General features: G+C 56.5%; 18 protein-coding genes. 12 read left to right on the forward strand and 6 right to left on the reverse strand.

What is annotated here, in order from left to right; genetic code table 11:
- Positions 1–5: 5 nt before the first annotated feature.
- A complete protein-coding gene (locus BW950_RS10370; protein ID WP_076489235.1) occupies positions 6–653 on the reverse strand; it encodes a cache domain-containing protein in 648 nt (215 codons plus the stop codon).
- A 173-nt stretch (positions 654–826) separates the two neighbouring features.
- Here BW950_RS10370 and BW950_RS10375 point away from each other — a divergent pair, with 173 nt between their 5' ends.
- Complete coding sequence (locus tag BW950_RS10375) at positions 827–3,403, forward strand: response regulator (RefSeq protein ID WP_076489236.1); 2,577 nt, start codon at positions 827–829, stop codon at positions 3,401–3,403.
- Positions 3,404–3,409: 6 nt separating this feature from the next.
- Positions 3,410–5,800 carry a PAS domain-containing hybrid sensor histidine kinase/response regulator gene (locus BW950_RS10380; RefSeq protein ID WP_076489237.1) on the forward strand — a complete coding sequence of 797 codons (2,391 nt, stop codon included), beginning with the start codon at positions 3,410–3,412 and terminating at the stop codon, positions 5,798–5,800.
- Between the two features lie 36 nt (positions 5,801–5,836).
- Here BW950_RS10380 and BW950_RS10385 read toward each other — a convergent pair whose 3' ends face one another.
- Positions 5,837–6,703 (reverse strand): YitT family protein, encoded by an 867-nt coding sequence (locus BW950_RS10385; RefSeq protein ID WP_076489238.1) that lies wholly within the window; start codon positions 6,701–6,703, stop codon positions 5,837–5,839.
- A gap of 250 nt (positions 6,704–6,953) precedes the next feature.
- On the opposite strand from BW950_RS10385, the gene BW950_RS10390 reads away from it, so the two are divergent.
- The 4 genes from BW950_RS10390 to BW950_RS10405 all read left to right on the forward strand — a co-directional run bounded on the left by BW950_RS10390 (position 6,954) and on the right by BW950_RS10405 (position 11,144).
- The gene (locus BW950_RS10390; RefSeq protein ID WP_076489239.1) at positions 6,954–8,210 is read left to right on the forward strand and encodes a hybrid sensor histidine kinase/response regulator; all 1,257 of its coding nucleotides are present in this window, start codon (positions 6,954–6,956) and stop codon (positions 8,208–8,210) included.
- Positions 8,211–8,349: 139 nt separating this feature from the next.
- Complete coding sequence (locus tag BW950_RS10395; protein WP_076489240.1) at positions 8,350–8,724, forward strand: response regulator; 375 nt, start codon at positions 8,350–8,352, stop codon at positions 8,722–8,724.
- Between the two features lie 7 nt (positions 8,725–8,731).
- The gene (locus tag BW950_RS10400; RefSeq protein WP_076489241.1) at positions 8,732–9,055 is read left to right on the forward strand and encodes an STAS domain-containing protein; all 324 of its coding nucleotides are present in this window, start codon (positions 8,732–8,734) and stop codon (positions 9,053–9,055) included.
- The gene (locus tag BW950_RS10405; protein WP_076489242.1) at positions 9,039–11,144 is read left to right on the forward strand and encodes a chemotaxis protein CheA; all 2,106 of its coding nucleotides are present in this window, start codon (positions 9,039–9,041) and stop codon (positions 11,142–11,144) included. The genes BW950_RS10400 and BW950_RS10405 overlap by 17 nt, the downstream gene beginning before the upstream one ends.
- Before the next feature lie 7 nt (positions 11,145–11,151).
- On the opposite strand, the gene BW950_RS10410 is transcribed toward BW950_RS10405, so the two are convergent.
- Positions 11,152–12,066: a hypothetical protein gene (locus BW950_RS10410; RefSeq protein ID WP_076489243.1), complete on the reverse strand. Its 915-nt coding sequence runs from the start codon at positions 12,064–12,066 to the stop codon at positions 11,152–11,154.
- Positions 12,067–12,249: 183 nt separating this feature from the next.
- On the opposite strand from BW950_RS10410, the gene BW950_RS10415 reads away from it, so the two are divergent.
- Positions 12,250–13,053: a substrate-binding periplasmic protein gene (locus BW950_RS10415; protein WP_076489244.1), complete on the forward strand. Its 804-nt coding sequence runs from the start codon at positions 12,250–12,252 to the stop codon at positions 13,051–13,053.
- 167 nt (positions 13,054–13,220) lie between these two features.
- Here the strand turns inward: BW950_RS10415 and BW950_RS10420 are convergent, their stop codons facing one another.
- The 3 genes from BW950_RS10420 to BW950_RS10430 form a co-directional block, all read right to left on the reverse strand.
- Complete coding sequence (locus tag BW950_RS10420; RefSeq protein WP_076489245.1) at positions 13,221–14,699, reverse strand: tripartite tricarboxylate transporter permease; 1,479 nt, start codon at positions 14,697–14,699, stop codon at positions 13,221–13,223.
- Between the two features lie 114 nt (positions 14,700–14,813).
- Positions 14,814–15,788 carry a tripartite tricarboxylate transporter substrate binding protein gene (locus BW950_RS10425; RefSeq protein WP_200796820.1) on the reverse strand — a complete coding sequence of 325 codons (975 nt, stop codon included), beginning with the start codon at positions 15,786–15,788 and terminating at the stop codon, positions 14,814–14,816.
- Positions 15,789–15,923: 135 nt separating this feature from the next.
- Positions 15,924–16,382, reverse strand: a complete 459-nt coding sequence (locus BW950_RS10430) for a tripartite tricarboxylate transporter TctB family protein (protein ID WP_268760103.1) — start codon at positions 16,380–16,382, stop codon at positions 15,924–15,926.
- A gap of 107 nt (positions 16,383–16,489) precedes the next feature.
- On the opposite strand from BW950_RS10430, the gene BW950_RS10435 reads away from it, so the two are divergent.
- From BW950_RS10435 to BW950_RS15380, 5 genes are all read left to right on the forward strand, one after another.
- Positions 16,490–17,398, forward strand: coding sequence for a MurR/RpiR family transcriptional regulator (locus BW950_RS10435; protein WP_083943929.1), 909 nt, complete (start codon positions 16,490–16,492; stop codon positions 17,396–17,398).
- Positions 17,399–17,437: 39 nt separating this feature from the next.
- Positions 17,438–18,520 (forward strand): sugar kinase, encoded by a 1,083-nt coding sequence (locus tag BW950_RS10440; protein WP_076489247.1) that lies wholly within the window; start codon positions 17,438–17,440, stop codon positions 18,518–18,520.
- Between the two features lie 11 nt (positions 18,521–18,531).
- Positions 18,532–20,067 (forward strand): decarboxylating NADP(+)-dependent phosphogluconate dehydrogenase, encoded by a 1,536-nt coding sequence (gene gnd, locus BW950_RS10445; RefSeq protein ID WP_327077626.1) that lies wholly within the window; start codon positions 18,532–18,534, stop codon positions 20,065–20,067.
- A gap of 115 nt (positions 20,068–20,182) precedes the next feature.
- A complete protein-coding gene (gene gnd, locus BW950_RS10450; RefSeq protein ID WP_499697548.1) occupies positions 20,183–21,667 on the forward strand; it encodes a decarboxylating NADP(+)-dependent phosphogluconate dehydrogenase in 1,485 nt (494 codons plus the stop codon).
- Positions 21,668–21,725: 58 nt separating this feature from the next.
- Positions 21,726–22,562, forward strand: a complete 837-nt coding sequence (locus tag BW950_RS15380; protein ID WP_076489249.1) for a YihY/virulence factor BrkB family protein — start codon at positions 21,726–21,728, stop codon at positions 22,560–22,562.
- Positions 22,563–22,746 lie beyond the last annotated feature (184 nt).

Genomic DNA, 22,746 nt, shown 5'->3' on the forward strand with positions numbered 1-22,746 from the left:
ACCAGCTACTCATCCCCGGCATAGACAATCCGCCCGTCACGCCGCGCCATGTAAACGTTTACACCCGGAAGCTGACCAAAGGAAAGGAGCGTTCGCGTGAAATCCTCCGCCAGAACTCCTCCGCCGGTTACACCCAGAAAGGAACCATCCTTGTCGAAAATAGGCACATTGACCCACATCAGGACCTGGCCCTTTTCAGGATAGTACCAGGCGTCGATATTCGTCTCTACCAGGCTATCCCGATACAGGTAATACCAGCCGTCGCGATCCTGATTATCCGGATCAAGCACCAGGGTGCGCCCGTCAGTACTGTAAAAGGTCTCGGTGAGATCACTCACAATACTGGTTTCGATCATGTCGAAGCGGGTCCGGACGCTCTCGAGAAAAAAGCGAAGCTCCTCTTCATCCTCCTCGCCCCCCCGTATCCAGTCACGAAGAAGGCCGTCCCGGAGCAACTCTTCCCCCACCCGATGATACTGCGAGGCAGTGCGATCGAGATGAGCTGCAACGGCCATGCCCAGAGGACGAATCTCGTGGTCACGAATAAAGTTGCGTGTCCGCTCACCTTCCTGCAGAGCATGAAAACCCGTAAGGGCACAGAACCCCAGAATTATCGACAGGCTGATCACAACAAAGAACCGGGTCTTGATCAAGCGCTACTCCTTGGGGAAACAGATCAGGCCCCGCTCGGGTTTTACCTGTTTTCCTCCACACTTTACTGATCGTCCCGGGGACTGTCAAATCCAGGATTCGTCCGGTGATGATCGAGAGTTTCCTCCTTTCAGGGTGGCGCGAACGCGCCTGATCCCCTTAAACTGAAGGGTAAATGGAGAAGCCCCGGGATTCATCGGAAGAACAATTACGACGTGTCGCCCTGCTTCACCGGTTTACCGGCACAGGCCTCTGGGAACTCACCCTGGCCACGGGCCACCTTTTCTGGTCTCCCGAGTGCGAGGAGATCTTCGGCCTCGCTGAAGGCTCCTTCGAGGGAACCCTGGGTGCATTTCTCCGACGGATTCACCCCCGGGACCGTGCCAAGGTTCTTCGCCTTCACAAGCCCGTGACAACCCTGCCCGAAGGAAACTCCCTGAATTGCGAACACCGCATTATTCGCAACGACGGCGTCCTGCGGTGGGTCGAGCAATCGGCCGGGGTGATCCGCAACACCACGGGCAGGCCCACCCACGTACTTGGCCTGATCAGGGACATCACCGGGCGCAAGGAGACCGAACTGGAGCTGGAAGCATCCACGAGATTCCAGCAGATGGTAAGCGAAATATCCACTCACCTTGTCGGGGTCTCCCGGGAGAGCTTCTCCAGAACCGTTCAATCCATGCTCGCCAAGGCAGGCCACTTTTTCGGCGCCGACCGCAGCTACCTCTTCGAGTTTTCCCCGGATCACCCCAACCTGAGTAACAGCCACGAGTGGTGCGCCCCGGGGATCGAATCACTCCAGGAACAACGCCAGAATCTCCCCTTGCAAACCTTTCCCTGGGCCCATGAGCAACTCCTGCGGGGAGATGTTCTCCTGATCGAGGATATGGATCGTCTTCCCCGGGAGGCCCGGACTGAACAGCAGGAGTTCCAGCGCCAGGGAATACGATCCCTGCTCTGCGTACCGGTGATGGTGGGGGAAAAGGTCCAGGGGTTCTTCGGTTTTGACGCAGTGCGAATCCATCGCCACTGGAGCAACCGGGAGATATCCCTGCTCCAGGTCCTGGCCAACACCCTGGCAAGCGCCCTTCAACGGCTCCAGGCCGAGGAATCGCTCCACCAGGCCAAGGAGGCCGCCGAACGGGCAAACAGGGCCAAGTCGCATTTTCTCTCCAATATGAGCCACGAGATCCGCACCCCCCTGAACGGGGTGATCGGCTTCACCGAACTCCTTCTCAAAACACAGCTGGACGACACCCAGCGGACCTACGCAGAAGCCGCCATCACCTCAGGCAAGAGCCTTCTGGCGGTCATCAACGATATCCTGGATCTCTCCAAAATCGAGGCAGGAAAACTCGAGGTGGACACGGTGGAGACCGATCTGCCCAAGGTGGTAGCAGAAGCAGCAGAGATCATCTCCTGGCAGGCTTTCCAGAAAGGCCTGGAGGTGCTGATGAACTGCAGCCCCAGGCTCCCGCGAAGGGTCCTTGCCGACCCGATGCGGCTGAAACAGATTCTTGTCAATCTTTTGAGCAACGCCGTAAAGTTCACCGACCAGGGCGAGGTTGAGCTCAAGGTCCGGTGCGGGCCGGGGCCGGAAGGGCACTGCCGGTGCACCTTTCAGGTCCGTGATACGGGAATCGGCATTTCGCCCGACCAACAGGGAAACCTTTTTCGCGCCTTTTCCCAGGGCGATACCTCCACTACTCGCCGCTTTGGCGGCACCGGACTGGGCTTGATCATCTCGCACCGGCTGGCCCGCGCCATGGGGGGCGAGATCAGCCTGGAAAGCAGCCCCGGCCAAGGAAGCACCTTCGGCTTTACCCTGGATCTGCCCGTTTTGCCGGGCGAGTCCGGAAATCCTGATATGCCCTGCAAGCACACCCTCCCCCTCAAAAAAGCCCTTATTGTCGACGACAACGCCACGAGCCGCTCCATTTTGAAGGACCTTCTCTCCTGCTGGGGCGTGCCCGGCCAGGACTGCCCCGACGGGCTCTCGGCACTGCGCCATCTGGAAGAGAACCTTCACTACGATCTTGTCATTATGGACTATCACATGCCCGTTCTGGACGGCCTTCAGACGATCCGCCACCTCCACGACGACCTGGGCTACAACCAGGGAACCTGTCGGCTGGTGCTCCTCCACAGTCCCTCGGACGATCCCGCGATTCTTGAGGAGGCACGCCGCCTGGGGGTGGATGTTCTTCTCCCCAAGCCGGTCCGGGGCGAGGAGCTTTTTTCGCGTCTGAGCCAGCTCACCCGGCCCGACCAGGAGACGCCCGACGAGGAGACAGCCAACCAGGAGATACCCGACGAGGAGGGTGCCTCCGTCGCCTCTGGCCCGGAAATTCCCGCGACAGCAGAGAAGCACCTTTTGATCGCTGAAGACTCCCGCACCAACATGATGCTGGTCAAGGCGATCATCCGTCAAATCTCACCTGCCTGGGTGATCCACGAAGCGGTCAACGGCCTGGAAGCTGTCGAGATCGCTCTCAGAACCCCCCTGGATCTTATTTTGATGGATGTGCAAATGCCCGAATGCGACGGACTGGAGGCAACCCGACAAATCAAGGCCCAACGATCAACACCAATTCTGGCACTCACCGCGGGAGCCACCACAGAGGAACGAGACCGCTGTTATGTCGCAGGCATGGAGGGGTTTATCACCAAGCCGATCAACCGGGATGAACTGGAAAAACAGCTTCGGAGGCGTCTGGAAGAACCATCTCCTGAAAAAGGAAAGGCGTAACGAGCCATGGAAGATCTTCTGAAACGCTTTGCTCCCCTGGACTCACGGCTACTCTGCACCACAAACTCTTCGGGGATTATCGTCGAGGCAAATCAGACCTGGCAACGCATCCTGGGCTATTCCCCTGAGGAGGTGCAGGGCGCACGCTACAGCGACTTCATCTTCTGCGACGATCAGAACCAGGCAGAGCAGACCTTTCAGGCAATGCAGCACCGCCCCCGGGAAGATCACCAGGAAGACCTCAAGGATGAACCCTTTCGGTGCGTCCTGCGTCTTCGGGCTGCCGACGGCTCCCTGCGGTTCTGCCAGTGGCTTTCCTTTCGTCAGGAAAAACGCTTTTTCATCTCCTTCGAGGACATCACGGAACGCTACATCGCAGAGAGGCACCTGCGGGAGAGCGAACACCGGTTTCTCTCTCTGGAGGAAAACATCCCCGGAGTCATCTTTCGAACCCGCATCTCCGGCGCCAGCCCCCTCTCCTTCATCAACGGCAAAGTCCAGGATCTGACGGGCTACACTCCCCCGGAATTACTCCTGGCAGCCCCGAAGCAGCTGAACCTGGCACACCCCGAGGACATCCCCCAAATCACCAGCGAACGGCAGCGAGCCCGGGAAGAGAACCACCATTACGCAACGGAGTACCGGATTCTCCACAAATCAGGAGATATCCGCTGGGTCTACGAGAGCGGCTTTGTCTGGTACAGCCCCCTGGGGAAGGAGTGGTTTATCGATGGCCTCATGATCGACATTACCGACCGCAAGGACGCCGAAGAGAAGCTTACTCGCTACGTGGAACACACGGAACTGCAAAACCTGAGCCTGGAGCTGGCCCGGCGCGAGGCCGAGGCAGCCACCAGAGCCAAGAGTGAGTTTATTTCCAACATGAGCCACGAGTTGCGCACTCCCTTGAACGGGATCATCGGCTTCGCCGATCTTCTGGCTGATACTCCCCTGGAGGAGGCGCAACGCCAGTACCTGGGCTATCTGCAGAACTCCTCCCAATCCTTGCTGAAAATCCTCTCGCAGATCCTGGAGTTTGCCCGGCTCGATGGGGCCTTCCAGGAGGAAGAGACCACATCAGGGCTGGAAACGATCGATGTGCTCTCCTTTTTTGACTCCGTCACCGATTCGGTACTGCACCCGGCCCAGGAGAAAGGGCTGGAACTGCTTTTGCACATTGCCCCGGAGGTTCCCTCGTCGGTCGTGACCGACGAAGGAAAGGCGCTGAACATTCTGGTTCATCTCCTGGGAAACGCGATCAAGTTCACCGATCAGGGGGAAATAGGGATCATCGTTGGCTACACTCCCCAGGAAGACCCTCAGACGGGGTTCCTCACTATCCGGGTTCGTGACACGGGGGGCGGAATCCCCGAGGAGAAGCGGCGCAACCTCTTCCGCCCCTTCTTCCAGACAGACTCTTCCAGCACCAGAAAACACGAAGGCCTCGGGCTGGGCCTGGCGATCGCCGACAGGCTGGCCAGGAAGGTGGGGCCGGGACTTTCCGTGGAGAGCCGCGAGGGCTGGGGCAGCGAGTTTTCCTTCTCCCTGCGTTGCGAAGCGGCGATACCCCTTCCTGCTCCACCGACACCATTGCACCTGCATAAGGTCTACCTGGCTGATTCCAGCCGCCCAGCCCTGACCATTCTCGAGGATTATCTGGCAAGATCGGGAATCACCGCAGAGATCGAAACCGATCCCGCCGAGGCCCTGGAATACTGGATATCTCCCGAAAGGTCCCGCACCGGAGAGGCGGATCTCATCTTCCTTCCTCCATCCACAGCCGGGAAACTCCTGGATAAACCCGGTTTCGCCTCACGCTTCAGTGAGCGCCTTGTCGTCCTCCCCTCGGCCCTGGACGCAACTCGAACAACCCGCCTGGCCGAGGACCATCACCTGGGCGGCGTTCTCCCCAAACCAGTACGCCTCCGGGTGCTGACAGAGCTTCTGGAAAAACTCGACACGCCCCGGAAGGATCTTCGGGAGCGGCTTGTTTCACCAGAACCAGGCCGGAAAAAACCACTGGTCATGGTTGTGGAAAACGACGAAACCAATCTCCTGCTGCTGCAAGCCCAGCTGGGCAAGATTGTCCCCGAGGCCGAGGTGCTCGCCTGCCGCACAGGAGCCGAGGCGGTCCATGCGGTCCGCTTTGTTCAGCCCGCGATCATCTTTATGGATATCCAGATGCCCGAGATGGACGGCCTTGAGGCGAGCAGGAAGATCCGCAAACACCAGCGAGGAGAGTCGACACCGATCATCGCGATAACCGCAGGAGTCCTGCCGAACCAGCAGAAACGGTGCGACGAAGCAGGAATGAACGATGTGCTGCCAAAGCCGGTAACCGAAGCCCGCCTTCAAGCCTGCCTGGCCCGGTGGATTCCCCCGGATATTGTAGCCTGAGGAATAATACCAGAACCCAGGCAGGTCGCAGGTGGATCAGGCTTTGATCGTATCAAACCCCTGACCATAGACGCCCGAGACGGTCCCCATGGTAATAAACGCTTCAGGATCAATCTCCTTGATCAGGCGCAACACCACCTGGCTCTCGCTCTTGCGGGCGATCACCATGAGCACCTTCACCTCCTGGCCGGAGTAGCCCCCTACCCCGGGAAGAATCGTCAGCCCCCGCCGCGCCACGTGGATAATGTGGTGTTGCAGCTCCCGGTGGCGCCGGGAAAAGATAAAGAACTGCACTGTCTCGTTGGTACCATTGATGATCAGATCAACCGTGTAGGTAAGAATCGCCATGCAGACAAAACCGTAGATCATCGTTTCCAGCGAGCGAAAAAGGAAAAAGGAGCTGCTGATAATAAGCGTATCGATACACAGAAGGAGCCGACCCAGGGAGATATTCCGGTACTTGTTGATCACCATGGCGATGATATCAGAACCACCGGTGCTCCCACCGTTGAGGAAGACGATTCCGCTGCCCACCCCCGCCAGAATGCTTCCCGTGACCATGGCCATCATCGGCTCTGCCAGAATCGGCCCGGTGACCTGACGGCTCACCAGAGAAAGAAGAAGCGAAAACACCGTGATCGCATAGATCGTTTTGATCCCGAAAGAGGCTCCGATAATTCTCATGGACAGGGCAATCAGAAAGAGATTGATTGCCAGCGCTGCCGCACCGATATCAAGGCCGGTGAGAAAATGGATAACCGTGGCGATTCCTGTGGCTCCCCCGCCGATGATCCCGGCAGGGATGATAAACCCTGCCCAGCCCAGAGCGCCCAGGGTAAGCCCCCCGGTGAGAAAGAGGTAGGATCTGAGAGTTTTGGCTACCCGGGTTACCAAGGTCGACATAGCAGCACACGCTCCGTATATTATGGTGTCTTGTTTCCAGTGAATTGATCCTGTTGCAATACGGGGCCTATAGTGATCGGTTCCCGGGTCTTTGTGCAACCGTTACTGAAAGACCCGTTGAAAACCGAAGAAACTCTGGTGCAGATGGTTTGCATCCTCCATCAGGAGCTTCTAAAATGGGTATGGTGATTGCATACCGGCCTCACCGAAAGAGGCCCCGAAAACAAACCGCCGGGAGCGAAGACAAACCATGAGCAGAATACTCGTCGTAGACGACGACAGAGCGAGCCTCCTTCTGATCGAGAAGGTCCTGAAACACGCCGGTTACGAGGCGAGCTGTCACCTCTCCCCCTCGTCGGCCCTGGAGGCCTTCTGTCTGGATACTTTTGATCTGATCCTTTCTGATTACTACATGCCCCAAATGAACGGAGACCAGTTCCTGGCCGAGGTTCGGTCCCGAAACCAGGAGATTCCCTTTATCTTTCTGACGGGAAACACCGACATCCAGCTGGCCGTGGCTCTGGTAAAACAGGGCGCCGACGACCACATTACAAAACCCCCAATCCCCGAAAACCTTCTTTTCCGGGTGCAGAAAAATCTGAAAGAGAGGGAGCAGCAGCGCCTGATCCGCCAGGTGGAAGAAGAGCGAAAGTTGATGGAGCTGGAGAACAAGCAACTCGCCAACTGGCGCCAGCTCTATGCGGCCAAGGACATCACCCAGACAGAGCAAATGGTGGGGCTCCTCTCGCGAACGGTCAACCAGGCCGGGGGGTTCATGTGGCTTGATCTCCTGGAAAGCGTTGTAACCCCCACCGACGATGGCACCGGTGTGGTTCTGGGGTCCGAGCTCTACACCATGATCCTCACGGCAGCCAGGGCACAACGGGATATCTTTCAGTACATCACCTTTATCGGGGAGCTGGACAAGCTGGAGCTCAATCTGCAGAGGCACCCCACCCAGGCGGTAACGCAAGAACTCTTTGGTTTTTGCAGAGAGCTTTTCCCGCACCTCACGGCCGATTCCGGGAGATCCCTCATAGAGGTGCCGCCCCGGACCGCTTTGCCCGGCACGGTGACTCTGGACCGGGAAAAAATGAAGGATGTCCTCCAGGAACTTTTGATCAATGCCCTGAAATACTCCCCCGAGGGATCCCGGGTCATTCTGGAGATGGGGCTGGCCGTATCACCCGAGACGGGCCAGCAAATTCTCGAGATCATCCTGCAAAACGATTCAAAGAAGAGCACCACCAGGGATAAATCGGGGCAACCCATTGTGGGCATTCCCTACGATTACAGCGAACTGGTCTTCGATATTTTTTATACCATCGAGGCCTTCCCCGTCCGAAGCGACCAGGAGAAATGGGGCGATGGTACCGGGCTATACGTGGCACGAAAGTTGGTGAAGCGCCATGGCGGATGGATCTCCGCAGGAAACGGAATCGACTACACCGCTGACCCTCCCCGGTCTTTTGTGCGCTTTACCCTCAAGTTACCCCTGAGCGAATGAGCCAGAGAAAACGTCCGAAGGGGCATCGGAATGATGCCCCTCAAGAGACCTCTCAATGAGCTCTTGCAACGAAGATTTGTACGAGGATTTGTACGAGGATCTGTAGTGCGGATCTGTAGTGAGGAAAGGAGAACAGACTGTGGCAAAAAAAATTCTTGTGGTGGATGACTCGATCTCCATGCGGCAAATTATCTCGATTATCCTCTCCGAGGCAGGCTACCAGGCCGTCCTGGCAGCCGACGGGGCTGAGGGGCTGGAAAAACTGGACGATCAGATAGAGCTAATTCTCTGCGACTACAATATGCCCAATATGAACGGCGTGGAGTTTATCACCCAGGTGCGGCACGGCAAGATCAACCCAGCGGTTCCCATCGTGATGGTTACCACCGAAAGCGAAAATACGCGAAAGCAGGAGGGCAAGGCCGCCGGGGCCACGGCATGGCTCACCAAACCGGTGGAGAAGGAGTCTCTTCTTCAGGTGGTCTCCAAGATTACCCGAACCCTGGAGTTCTGACAGGATCATGAAGCCTCTTCAAATTCAGCGAGAACCAGACCGAACGGTGATTACCATCAGGGGCAACTTGAACTATGCCGCCGCGCCGGAACTGCATCAGGCTCTGAAGGAAGCCCTCCCCCTTCAGGGAACAATCCACCTGCGACTAACCGGGACAGATGCCCTGGATCTGGCAGGCGTTCAGGTACTGCTCTCGCTCAGTCGCACCGCCCGGGAGGCGGGCCAGGCCTGTACCATTGACCCGGGTGAGGCCGCGCCGAGAATAGAGAAGATGCTTCGTTTTGCCGGGCTAAAACCCATAGGAACAGCTGACCATGTCGATGCACGCTGACCCGCTGGAAACCTTCCGTGATGAGGCCCAGGAGCTACTGGCAGCACTGGAGCAGAATCTCCTTGCCCTGGAAGAGAATCCCTCCGATCACGAGATGATAGGGGCGGCCTTCCGGAATCTTCATACTCTCAAGGGATCTGCCGGGATGTTTGGCATGGATGTTCTGGTAGCGCTGGCCCACCAGGTGGAATCAGTCTTTGCCCTGGTGCGGGATGGAAAGGAGCAGGCCTCGCAGGGGCTGCTCTCCCTGAGTTTCCAGGCAAAAGATATCCTGGCAGAGCTCCTGACGACGCACCCTCCGGCGGAGGATATCCGTCAACGGGCAGCAGAACTGCAGGCCGCTTTTGCCGTCTACGACCCTGCCGGAAAGGGCCCTTCCGGGAAGGCTGGCGCGAACACTGATGAGACGCCCTCCACAGGAAGCACCAGGGAAGCTCGCCCGGAACGAACCTGGCGCATCCACATTGCTCCTCAACCCCGGTTTCTTCGTCACGGGAACAACCCTCTCCTGCTCTTGCAGGAACTGACAGACCTGGGAACATCCCTGGTGATGGGCTTCTCTGATCAGGTCCCACCCCTGGAAAAACTGGACCCCCAGGTGTGCTACCTGACCTGGCATGTACTGCTTACCACCACGGCAACGGAACAGGAACTGAAGGATATCTTCATTTTCGTGGGCGACGACGCCCTGGTAGAGTTCACCCTGGTGGACGACATGGGCGAAGCAGACATTCCCTACAAGCGCCTGGGAGAGATCCTGCTGGAACGGGGCGATATCGACACGGCCTCCCTGGAAGCGGCTATCAGCGAGCGAGCTTTCCTGGGAGAGAAACTGGTGGAACAAGGCTTTGTCTCTCCCGAGCGGGTACAGTCGGCCCTGGAAGAACAGCGCTACGTTCAGAAAAACCGGGAAAGCCGCCGTTCCGCCGAGGCAGGCTCCTCCATCCGGGTAAACACCGATAAGCTGGGTGCCCTGGTAAACCTGGTGGGAGAGTTCGTGGCGCTCCAGGCGCACCTGGCCCACACGGCCGAGGCCAGCGAGGACGATACCTTCCTCCAGATGAGCGAACAGATGAACCGCCTGGTGCGGGAACTCAGAACCACGGCGATCGAGATGAGAATGGTTCCCATTCAGCTCCTCTTTAGCGGGTTCCTCCGGCTGGTGCGGGATCTCTCCCGGGAACTGAAAAAAGAAGTTTCCCTGGTTACCAAGGGGGGCGAGACCGAGCTGGATAAAACGGTTATCGATCTTCTGAAAGATCCCCTGATGCACATTATCCGTAATAGCCTGGATCACGGCATCGAAACACCGGAAGAGCGGCGATCCCGGGGGAAACCTCCGGGAGGGACGGTAACGCTCAGCGCCGCCTACGCAGGAGCGCAGGTACTCATCACCATCGCCGACGATGGCGGCGGCATGGACGCCGACCGAATTCGTGCCAAGGCAGAGCAAAAGGGGCTCCTGGAGCCGGGGCAGGATTACCGCCAGGAGGAGATTCTGCAATGCATCTTTGCTCCCGGCTTTTCCACGGCAGAACAGGCAACAAACGTCTCGGGCCGGGGCGTCGGGATGGACGTGGTCCAGAAAAACCTGGAACAACTCTCCGGCTCAGTCCGGGTTACTTCGGTTCCCGGCAAAGGGAGCACGATCACCCTGCGGATTCCCCTCACCCTGGCCATTGTAGAGGGCTTGCTGGCAGGAATCGGAAACAACCTCTACCTCATCAACTTGAGCTATATCGAACGCTGCCTGGATCTGGCGGAGATCCCCCGGCGCAAGGGGGAGATGTTCTTCGACTACAACGGAGAGATTCTCGCCCTGCTGGATCTGCGGGAGTATTTTCGCCTCACTACAGATCAGCCGCCACCTCATCGCCACGTAGTGGTGGTTTCTGCAGGGACCCAGCGGATCGGCCTGGTGGTGGACGCTCTCCACGATACCTACCAGTCCGTTATCAAACCTCTGGGCAGCCTCTATGAAGGGGTTGAGGGTGTGGGGGGAGCGATCATTCTGGGAGACGGCACGCCCGCCCTGGTTCTTGATGTGGATCGCCTGGTCCGGCTGACCGAGCAGCCCTCTCCAGCCTGACCGGGGATCACGGACCAGGAGGCACTGCCCCGGGGCTCACGGAAAAGCGGATCGCCGCCCCCAGAAGAAACACCGGGACCTCCTTCTCTTCAACTTCCTCGATGTCACCGTGGCGGGTGGCGTGGAGAAAGAGATCGGTCCTGCCAAAATCTCCCGAAAAGCGCAGCCCCGCCTCGCCGTAAAAGTCCAGATCGATACCACCCGATCGAAGCGCCAGCACCGCAGGCTCCGCCAGAAAAAACCAGCCAGGACGGACACCAGGAGACACCTCATGGCCTTGAAGGGTAAGGGTCGCCTTAAAACGAGCCCGGGGCTTGTCGTAGGGAGCGTTCCACATCTCCAGCAGAGTCAGATATCCACCCCGAAACGCCCCCTTCACTCTCCAGCGTCCAAGCCAGACCGGATCGGGAGCGTAGCCCAGGCGCAGGTAGTCCGTGGTGGTGACCCGGTAGTTTTCTTCGGCATCGTCCCGGAAGGGATGAAAACTGGAGCGGGAGTACTCGGCCAGAAAGCTGCCGGCGCCCAGCCGCGCTGCGGCGGTGGCTCCGTACTCAAACTGCACGGCGTCCATTCGCCATTCCACCCGTGTGGGTGGATCCCAATCCTCGGGCCCCGGTCCTGATGTGAGGATCGAGCGAAAGAAGACACCCCCGGCAAAGGCACCCCGAAGCTGGAAAAGCGTCGCCGCACCCCCGGCCCGGGCCTCAAAAAGATCGTAGTCGCTCCCGCGAAAATCGTATCGCCAGTGACCGAACTCGTAATCACCCCCGGGCATCCAGAGAGAGGAGCCCTGATCCACACCATGAAGGGGATTCACCAGTGCCAGAGGCTTGGGGTACTCTCGGGCGCAGAGCTCTCCCCCGGCGGTTGCAAGGACCACCAGAGCAAGAACACCCACGCTGGCTTTACAGAACCGTGCCATCTTCCGGAAATTCTAACGGACAACTGCTTCCGGTTCAACCATAGAGGACACAGAATGATTCCATTAGTATACTATTCAGAGATTACAACACGTCTGGTGCGTGTGGCCCGGGGGTATGTTCCGGGCCGGGGCAAAGAGACCAAACCACACCAGGCAATCAGGTAAAACGAGTGAGGGGTCAGTATGAAAGGGTTTGTTGCCTTGGTATGCACGCTGTGCTGGATGGTTATCGTCCTTCCGGGAGGGGCTGCTGCAGGGGATTTGCACGTTGTCGCTTCGGGGAGCTTCCCTCCCTACGTTTATACCGACGACCAGGGAGAAATCACAGGCATAACCACGGAGTTTGTCCGAGCCGTCCTTGAGCGGGCCGGTATCCCTGAAACCATCACCCAATACCCCGTATCGCGGGCGATGCACCTGGTGCGGGAAGAACCGCGAATCATGATCATGACGGTCTTCAGAACCCCCGAGCGGGAAGAACAGTTCCACTGGATCGCCCCCAGCAGCCCCCCGATCACATCGGTCCTCTTTCGCCTCACCCGGCGGAATGATATCCGCCTTGGGTCGCTGGACGATGCCAGACCCTACCGGCTGGGCGTGGTGCGGGGGAACAACCTCCACGAACTCCTCCTGGCCCGGGGATTTTCCGAGCCCTCCCAGCTGGACCCGGTGGTCCGTAACGACCAGAACATTTCCAAACTCTTCCTGGACCGGATCGACCTCATGGCGGGCCGGGAGATGCCCACGGCCGTGGAGATCCAGACTCTGGGCTACTCCTGGCAGGACCTCACCCCCGTACTGACCCTGGACAGCGACGTGGTATGGATGGCCTGTAGCCTCGATACGCCGGAACACCTCCTTCTGCGCCTCCGCGATGCAGCCCGGGAACTTCACCAGGAGGGAGTCCTGGAGGAAATTCACCGGCGTTACCTCTTCGGGCTGGGCATGATCGCTGCAATCGCCCCCCGGCCGGAGGGGCTGGAGTAATTACGCACTGGCCTGAGCAGGAAAAGCGATGAAAAATTGAAGGCAGAACCCTCGCGAAAAGAACAGCAAAATGGTTGCACGAAATAACATGATGTGCTTTTTGAAAAACACTAATCGTGATTGCAGGCTTGGTGCTTTGATATAAGTCCGATAACCAAACGAGTGCTTTACTGAGTTCTTATACGCATCTTAATAACGACAAGAAAGATCACGCCCACCATCACCATCAAAAAAATTGCCAACGGATTTGTCAGCATATACTTAAGTAGCGAAACTCGTTGCGCACCTGCAATAGTCATTGCTCGCATTAAGTTGGTTTCAATAAGCCCTCCTAACACCAATCCGATAATGATGGGGGCTTGTGGAACACCTGTTTTTTTAAAAAAAGCCCCTACTATTCCTAACACAATGGCAACCAACACATCAAAGATATTGTTCCGCAGACTGTACGCGCCAAAAAGCGCGAAAACCAGTACCGGAGGAACGATATATTCCATCTTAATTTTTAGGATATAAGAGAAGTACTTGATGCCAAAAGCACCAATCAGAGTCATAGCAATCACAGTGAGCAGCATTCCATAGATAAAGATATACGCAACATCTGGACGGTTCACAAAAAGACTAGGACCAAGAATAATTCCGTGAATGATCAATGCACCTGCGATAATGGCTGTTGTTGGGCTGCCCGGGACCCCTAACGCTAAAAGTGGCACCATCGATGTTCCCACAGTCGCGTTGTTGGCGCTTTCGGCGGCGATAATGCCTTCAGGACTCCCTTTCTCGAAAAGAGCAGGATTTTTTGAGGCCCTCTTGGCTTCCCCGTATGAAAGAAAAACTGCCAGTGTCGTGCCTACTCCCGGCAAAAGCCCCACAAAAGTGCCAATCATGGATGATTTTACCACCAAAATCTTATGTTTAAGAATTTCTTTAATCACCGACCTACGCGTAATCTCCTGATCTTTATAGACAACGGACTCATTTGCTTTTTTTCCGATATTTAAGAACATTTCTGCCAGGCAAAACAGCCCCAGCACCACAGGAACTACCGAGATTCCAGACCGAAGGTTCATATTACCTAGAGTAAAACGTTGAGAAGCCGTTATCATGTCAACGCCAATGGTACTGATAAACAGACCGAATGTGACAGCAAATAACGATTTGAAAATATTTCCTTCTAAAGCACCGATAACTACCAATCCACTAAGAGCGATAAAAAACATTTCTGCCGGGCCAAACTTCAGCGCAAAGCGAGCCAGGGGAGGAGTGAAAAAAATCAGAATCAGAACCCCAATGAATCCTCCAAACATACTTGAAAAAATTGAATAATACAGTGCTTCTTTCGATCGGCCCTGCTTCGTCATGGGGTATCCTTCCATGGCTGCTGGTGCCGCAACCACATCCCCCGGGACATTCAGGAGGATCGCAGTAATCGAACCGCCGTACATCCCTCCCATATAGATTCCCCCAAGTAGCAAGAGTCCCAACTCAGGCCTCATGGTAAAAGTCAGGGGTAGCAAGAGCGAAATACCGATAGCTCCATTCAGTCCAGGAATGGCCCCGACTACAATACCTATCAGAACACCGCTGAGTACAATCATCAATACACCGGGAGACATTAATCCCCAAAACAGCTGCATATTCTCCATCGACTCATCCTCCTGACGAGCGTCATCAGCAATTTTTCCGTTCAGTCGAGAGGACTTAGTTTCCTGCCAACTGAACGGATTTCAAAGCAAAGTGCAATAATCAATCAACATTATCTAGAATCGTTTTCGATTCCTTTCAATAACTGGCATCAGCACATTATTCGAACGTTGTAATGCATCGTTCACTTCCTGTCGGTTCATATATCGATAGGGCAGAGTGGCTATTTCAAATCTCTCCCGAAAATCAGGATCTGCACCAATGATATCTAGCGCTTCAGTAATAACTGTCAACACATTTTCTGGCGTACCTTTAGGAGCAACCAACACACGGGAGACTCCCATTTCAAGATTGATTCCCTGTTCCTTAAACGTGGGTACTCCCGGAAACATTTCCATTCTATCAGCCGCCGCAAATCCTATTGGATGTCCTCCAGCGTCAACTATTGCATTGTGACTCATGGAAGAAGTCGACGCCAACTCAATGTGGTTACCCAGTAATGTGTTCATCAAATCAGCGCCCCCCGAAAGAGTAACTGGTGTGGTTTCGATGCCAAGCAGATCTGAAAAAGCTAGCGCATGAAGCAGACCAAGAGCACCCGATTCGCCAATGGTGAGCCTTCCTGGATTTTTCTTTCCGTAGGCAATTAGCTGATCAATGGTTCGAAAACTACTCCCAGGTCCTGCAAATATACCCATGGGCATATCATCGAAGGATGCCAGGTATTCAAAACTGTCGAATTGAAACTCGGTCTCTCTGGTGTTTTCCAACACAAAATTATCGGGATATCCGAAGACCCCCAGCGTATAACCATCGGCATTGCTCCGCGCCATTTCGGTGATACCAATTTCACCACCAGCACCTTCCAGGTTAATCACATTGACTTGAACTCCCAGTTTCCTGCCCAGCGAGTCGGCGACAATTCTTGCCACTGTATCACCACCACCGCCCGCACTGTAGGGGACAAGAATTCGAATGCTTTGAGCAGGGAAGTGACCAGTTTCAGTCGCACCATCCTCCGTCCTACCCCCTGCCGCTGCCACTGCCACTGCCAGTGTTGCCATGATAATCATCAATGCCATTTTCTTCATTTGTCTTCCTCCTGATTAATTTTCGCGATCCAAAACTTAAATTAAAACAATTCCAAACTTTTCTCCATTAACCACCTCCCTTTTCCTATCATTTCACAATAAAGTCATGACAACAGAGCTTCCGCGCAGATGCTTTTAACTGAAAAAGGAACCTCTTGGAACCGGCAACTTTAGCAGTAGCGTGAATGCAATATACATTACCGTCATAGTAACAGCGGCGAAAACTACACCTTTTGCCACATAGGAAAGGGTTGGTCTAACTCCCCCTGTCCGAAAAGGCTGGTAGAAAAATACCATTTGTATGAGTAGAAACCCTGCCGCATAAAAGCCGATCAGTTGCAGAAGGCCGTATGTGACCAACATCATGGCCCCAGGGATCAGAATCTGATAAATTGCTGTTTGCAAATTAATAGATATGACTTCTGCCAGTCGCCTTCGTCGATGCCTGGTAAGGGTATCCACAATCAACAGAAAACCAGAAACTCCCATTCCAAAAATGACTAATTTTGGAAATAGAGCGGCTTGAGCTGGTAAACTTCCTGTTTGCGTGTAGGCCAATACAGCAAATAGCATGCAGGCGGCTCCTAAAATCACATTTACTAACAACGCTCCATCCCCCTCATACGGTTATTGTTCTGGTCCACGGACTTATTCTGAGGCATGAATTCCGGGGAGTCAAGGAAAAAAGAAAAATTCTTTCGTTGCATGAAATTTTCTTTCGTGTTATCGTTCTTATCATGATGGAAAGCCAAAGCTGTTTGTATATCATCTCATCGCTCCTGGACGAGTTCTCCAGTAAAGAGCGCCTGATCGGGGAGTTCATCCTTTCGAACCCCTCGGCGGCGGTGTACCCTACGCTCCAGGAGCTGGCAGATACCATCGGGGTTTCCGAATCTGCCCTCTTCCGGTTTGTGAAAAAGATCGGCTACGACGGCTACCGATCCTTCAGAATTGCTCTGGCAACGGAGACGGTAGAGCCACCCAAAGCGGTTTACGACACCGAAGATGAGGCCACCGACGCCTCATCGGCGATACGAACGGTCTTCGACACCAACATTGCAGCCCTGGAGCATATCAAAAACACCCTGGACAGGGATTCCTTCGAGGAGGCTGTGCGAAGCATCATCGGCGCTTCCCGGGTATATCTTTTCGGCCTGGGCGGATCGGGACTGATCGCCCAGGATGCCTATCACAAGTTTCTGCGAACAGGTATCCACTGCAGTGCTCCCGGCGATTTCCATCTTCAACTTATGCAGGCATCGCAACTGAGCCCTGACGAGACCGTCCTGATCGTCTCCCACTCCGGGTCGAACAAGGACGCCCTGGCTCTGGCCGAAGGTGCAAAAGAGCGAGGCGCAACACTGATCGGCATGACCAGCAACTCCAACGCGCCGTTGTGCAAAATGGCAGATATCCTTCTGCTCTCGGAACAATGCCCTCCCCCCTGTGTCAGGGAGGCTTTCTCCACCAGAATAACCCAGCTCTCCATTATTGATGCACTCTACCTGAGCATAATGAACCACCTGGGAGAAGAGGGTCGGCAAAGTATCACGCGAATGAGAGAAGCAATATCAAAACGGCGCTTGCGGGGCGATACATCAATTGCCTGAAGACCGCTAAAAATCATCTCTAGAGAAAGGAAAAAACCTATGACCTTGCAGATCAAACCAGAGGGACACCTTGATTTCATGGCCCTGGGGGCCCTGGTACTTCGCCTGGACCCGGGCCTGCGCCCCTTCCACACCGCCCGAGACTTCGAGGCCCATGTGAGCGGGGGGGAATACAACTGTGCCGCCAACCTTTCGGACTGTTTCCAGCTCAAAACGGGAATCGCTTCGGCCATGGTGGACTATCCCCTGGGGGATCTCATCAGGCGAAGCGTACGATCCATGGGGGTGACCCCGTTGTACAAGGATTTCGACCACAACGGTGTGACAGGACCAAATATGGCCACCGTCTTCAGCGACCGGGGGCAGGGAGTCCGCCCCCCCGTGGTGTTCTACAATCGTTCCAACGAGGCTGCCGCAGCCCTCAAGCCAGGGGATTTCAACTGGCAGGAGATATTTTCCCGGGGCATCCGCTGGTTTCACAGCGGAGGAATCTTTGCAGCTCTCTCGGAGACAACCGGCGAGGTAATCATCGAGGCTATGAAGGCTGCCCGCGAGGCAGGGACGGTCACGTCCTTTGATCTGAACTACCGGGAAAAGCTCTGGAATCTCCGGGGTGGCCCTGAAAAGGCCCGGGACGTGTTCCACCGGATCGTGGAACAGGCGGATGTGCTGGTGGGAAACGAAGAGGATCTTCAGATGGGACTGGGTATCAAGGGACCCAGCGTAACACAGAAGGAGCATTCCTCGCTGGACCCGGAGACATTCCTCTCCATGATAGACGATGTGCGCCAGCGCTATCCCCGCATGAAGGTGGTGGCCACAACCCTGCGGGACGTTTCCTCCACCAACCGTCACCGCTGGAGCGCTGCCGCCTGGATACACGGAGAGTCCCTGGTTGCCCCTGTATGCGAACTCGATGTCCTGGACCGTGTCGGCGGAGGAGACGGCTTTGCCTCGGGGCTTTTTTACGGCTTGCTCTCGGGACAGAGTCCGGAAAATGCTCTCCGCACGGGGTGGGCTCACGGCGCGTTGCTTACCACCTTTCCCGGAGATACCACCATGGCCAACCGGGAACAGGTTCAGGCTTTTGCCGCAGGAGGCTCCGCCCGCATCCAGCGGTAGGGGGAAAGATCATGCACCACGCTACAGAGCGGGCCAGACCCGCTACGGCCCTGACCGGAATGAAAGAATCGCGCCTGGCCGAACTGGGAATCATCGGCCAGGCCGTAATGGGACGAAACCTTGCCTTGAACGCCTGCGAAAAAGGCATTCCCGTGGCAGTGTACGATAGAGAGGCTTCACTGATTCAGGCGGCTTCGGACGAGGCGGAGGGGGCATTACCCTTGATCCCGGCCACTTCCCTGGAGGAATTTCTTTCGCTCCTGGAGAGACCGAGGAAAATTCTCTTCATGATCAAGGCCGGGAAACCCGTTGAGAACCTCCTGGAAGAGATTCTTCCCCATCTGGCCCCAGGAGATATCGTAATCGACGGCGGAAACAGCCATTACCAGGACACAGCCCGACGATGCACAGCCCTGAAGAACCGGGGAATCCGGTTTATCGGGGCGGGAATTTCAGGTGGTGAAGAGGGCGCCCGTTCCGGTCCCAGTATCATGCCCGGCGGGGACGAATCGGCCTGGCCCCTGGTGGCTCCTATTCTTCAGGCTTTGGCAGCGAAATCTCCCCGGGGAACATCCTGCTGCTCCTGGATTGGCCGTGGAGGGGCGGGCCATTTTGTTAAAATGATTCACAACGGAATCGAGTACGCCGAGATGCAGGCTATCGCCGAGGCATACCACCTCATGAAGGATCTCTTGGGGATGAGCAACCAGGCCATGCACGAGGCGGTCTCCCTTTGGACCAGGGGGCCTCTCAAAAGCTACCTTCTGGAGATCACCGCCTCGATCCTGATCCATCCCGACAGCGACGGCTCACCGTTACTGGAAAAAATACTCGACCAGGCAGGACAAAAAGGAACCGGGAAATGGTCAGTCCTGGAAGGGCTGGATCGGAATGTACCGCTCCCTTCTGTTGGAGCTGCTGTGTGTGCGCGACAGCTCTCATCTCTTCGGTCAGAACGGTGCCAGGCGGCTGATATCTTCGGGCGGATATCAGCGACTTCGTCACCAGCCTCACCCGGAAGCCTTGCAAAATCCGAGCCGGCCTCTCTTCTCCGGGACCTGGAAAAGGCCCTGCTGGCCAACAGAGTTGTGACCTACGCTCAGGGTTTTGAGGTGATCCGCGTCGCGGCACAGCAGGAGCAGTGGCAGATAGATCTGGCAGAACTTGCCCGTATCTGGACCAGGGGATGCATCATCCGAACGCCCCTTCTGGAGGATATTGCCCGGGCCTGCCACGCCGATCCATCCCAGACCAACCTGCTTCTGACCCCTCCCCTGGCAGAAATCCTCCGGGATGCCTCAGGAGGATGGCGGCGCCTCGTAGCGGCAGGTATCAGCGCAGAAGTTCCCCTCCCGGCTCTTGCAAGCGGGCTCACCTTCTTTGATGGCTACAAAAGCCGCACCCTTCCGGCAAATCTGATTCAGGCCATGCGTGACTATTTTGGAGCCCACCTGTATCAAAGAAAGAATGATGAACCGGGGAAGTACCACCACACGAACTGGACAGGGGCCGGGGGAGCGGTTTCCTCGAGCCTCTATAATGCGTAGATTATTATCCGGAAGAACACCTGCAGAAGCAGATGGATCCGGAATACCGGCGGATCAGGAATTCCCCCGATCCGGGCATGCCCGGATGAACGAACCAGCAACAAAGGAGCCCAGAGTGTCAGGTAAAGCAGATACATCGAGAAAAGCAGATATTGGACTGATCGGACTGGCTGTGATGGGACAGAATCTTGTTTTGAACATGAACGACCGGGGATACTCCGTGGCCGTTCACAACAGAACTGTCAGCAAAATGACGGATTTTCTTCAAGGCCCCGCAGCAGATCGCTCCATCCTTGGAGCCGAAACCCTGGAAGAACTGGTGGAACACCTCTCCTCACCCCGAAAGATCATGATCATGGTAAAAGCCGGTGAAACGGTGGATACCTACATCGAAAGACTTCTGCCCCTCCTGGAGAAGGGCGATATCATCATCGATGGAGGCAACAGCCACTACCCCGACACGGAGCGCCGAACAACCCTCCTTGAGAGCAAAGGCCTCTTCTACATCGGTACGGGCGTCTCCGGCGGAGAAGAGGGAGCGCGTCGGGGCCCCAGCATCATGCCGGGAGGGTCAAGCCAGGCGTGGCCGGCAGTGAAGACCCTTTTTCAGAAAATCGCCGCCAAAGCCGCCGATGGCACCCCCTGTTGCGACTGGGTTGGCACGGGCGGTTCCGGGCACTACGTAAAGATGGTCCACAATGCTATCGAGTACGGCGATATGCAGCTGATCAGCGAAGCCTATCACATCATGAAAAATCTTCTGGGCATGAGCTGCGACGAGATGGCCCGGTGCTTCGACTCCTGGAACCGGGGGCGCCTGGAGAGCTACCTCATCGAGATCACCGCCGCGATCCTTCGGACACGCGACGAGGACGGATCCCCACTGGTAGAGAAGATCCTTGATGCAGCAGGCCAGAAGGGAACGGGAAAATGGACCGTGGTGGATGCGGCGCACCTGGGGGTGCCCGTTACGCTGATCGCCGAGGCTGTTTTTGCCCGCTCCTTAAGCGCCCGCACAGACGAACGGCAACGAGCGGCCGCCATCCTGGGCGATACAGCCCCTGCCCTGCCCGATTTGAACGATTCGGAAAAAGCCCGGATTCTGGAAGATCTCGAGGCGGCGGTCTATGCGGCAAAAATCACCAGTTATGCGCAGGGCTTCATGCTGATCAGGGAAGCCGCCCGGGAATATTCCTGGGAGATCGATTACGGAGCGGTGGCAGGAATGTGGCGGGGAGGATGTATCATCCGAAGCGCCTTTCTGGAGGATATCACCGCAGCCTTTGCAGAAAACCGGGAACTGGAAAATCTGCTTCAGGCACCCTTTTTCTCCGGCATCATGGCAGAAACCCTCCCCTCGTGGCGACGAACCGCCCTGCGGGCAATAGAGGCGGGGCTGCCCATTCCGGCCCTCTCGTCGGCCTTGAGCTTCTTTGAAGGGTACCGGTCCGAGCGGCTTCCGGCAAATCTCCTTCAGGCCCAAAGGGATTACTTCGGCGCACACACCTACGAACGGGTGGACAGGCCTCGGGGAGAAGTCTTCCATACCAACTGGACAGGCACGGGAGGAGACGTGGCCAGCGGCACCTATAACGCCTGATCATCTTTCACGGGATCACCTTTCGCGGAGACCGTGAAATACGTATACTTGGGGTGTGATGGGCTATCTTCGAAAGATCTACCACCGCTACAAGGAAATCCACGGCCCCTTGCTGGCAAAGGGGCTGAGCTTCTCGGCTCTCTTTGCCGTGGTGCCCCTGTTATTCCTTCTTACCCTGGCGGGGAGCTTTGCCCTCACCCCCAAGGTCCAGGCCCTTGTGGAGCAGGAAATCCTCTACGTTCTTCCCGTGGGGGCCCAAAGATCGATCATGCTGGGGCTGGAACGCTACGCCAGCGCCCCCGGATCACTCTCGATCATCACCCTGGGGGTCTTTCTCTACACCGTCCATACCCTCTTCTTTGATATCCACCGGGTAATTCGTGCGGCCTTCGGGATTCCCCTGGGACGAGGCACAGGACGCCTCCGGGCGCTGGCGCTGAATGGCGTCTTTCTTTTGTTAATCTACGTGAGTGCGCTCATCACGCTGGCCGTGGCCCTGGCCGGATCCTATCTGCCAGGACCGTCGTGGCTTCTCGCTCTGGTGGCCCGCTTCAGTGCTCTGGCGATCCAGACGATTGTTATCTGGAGCATGATCCGCCTCTCTTCGGGAGTTCCCCTGAAACTTGTCCGGAGCCTGCCCCCGGCGCTCCTGGCAGCCGGGGCCTGGCAGGGAGCCTCCTGGATCATGGCCGAGGTGGTTCTCTCCACGGGTCGGCGGGTGCTGGTCTACGGTGTTCTGGCTTCGGCGATCTCGCTCCTGGCCCTTACCAGGATTTATGCAGAAATTCTGCTTCAGGCCGCCCTTTGGACGGCGCTGCTGAACCAGCCTCAGCAGCCTTCCGGGCAAGAACCCCCGCCCCCACCACATTCGCGTTCAGACCCCGTTCGTCAATAACACTGGGCCGAAGGTAGTTCATGAGCCCGAACTTGCCCAGAAACCGCTGCGTACTGGGACCAAAATAGGGCAGGGCATAACTGGGCTTTCCTCCCAGACAGACAGGAACCCCCGGGGCAAGACCGTCGGCCGAGGCCCGTTTGATCATGCTCCTGGTGGCGTGAGCCAGAATCTTTCCATAGAG

This window comes from Alkalispirochaeta americana (genome assembly GCF_900156105.1).
Taxonomy (GTDB): domain Bacteria; phylum Spirochaetota; class Spirochaetia; order DSM-27196; family Alkalispirochaetaceae; genus Alkalispirochaeta; species Alkalispirochaeta americana.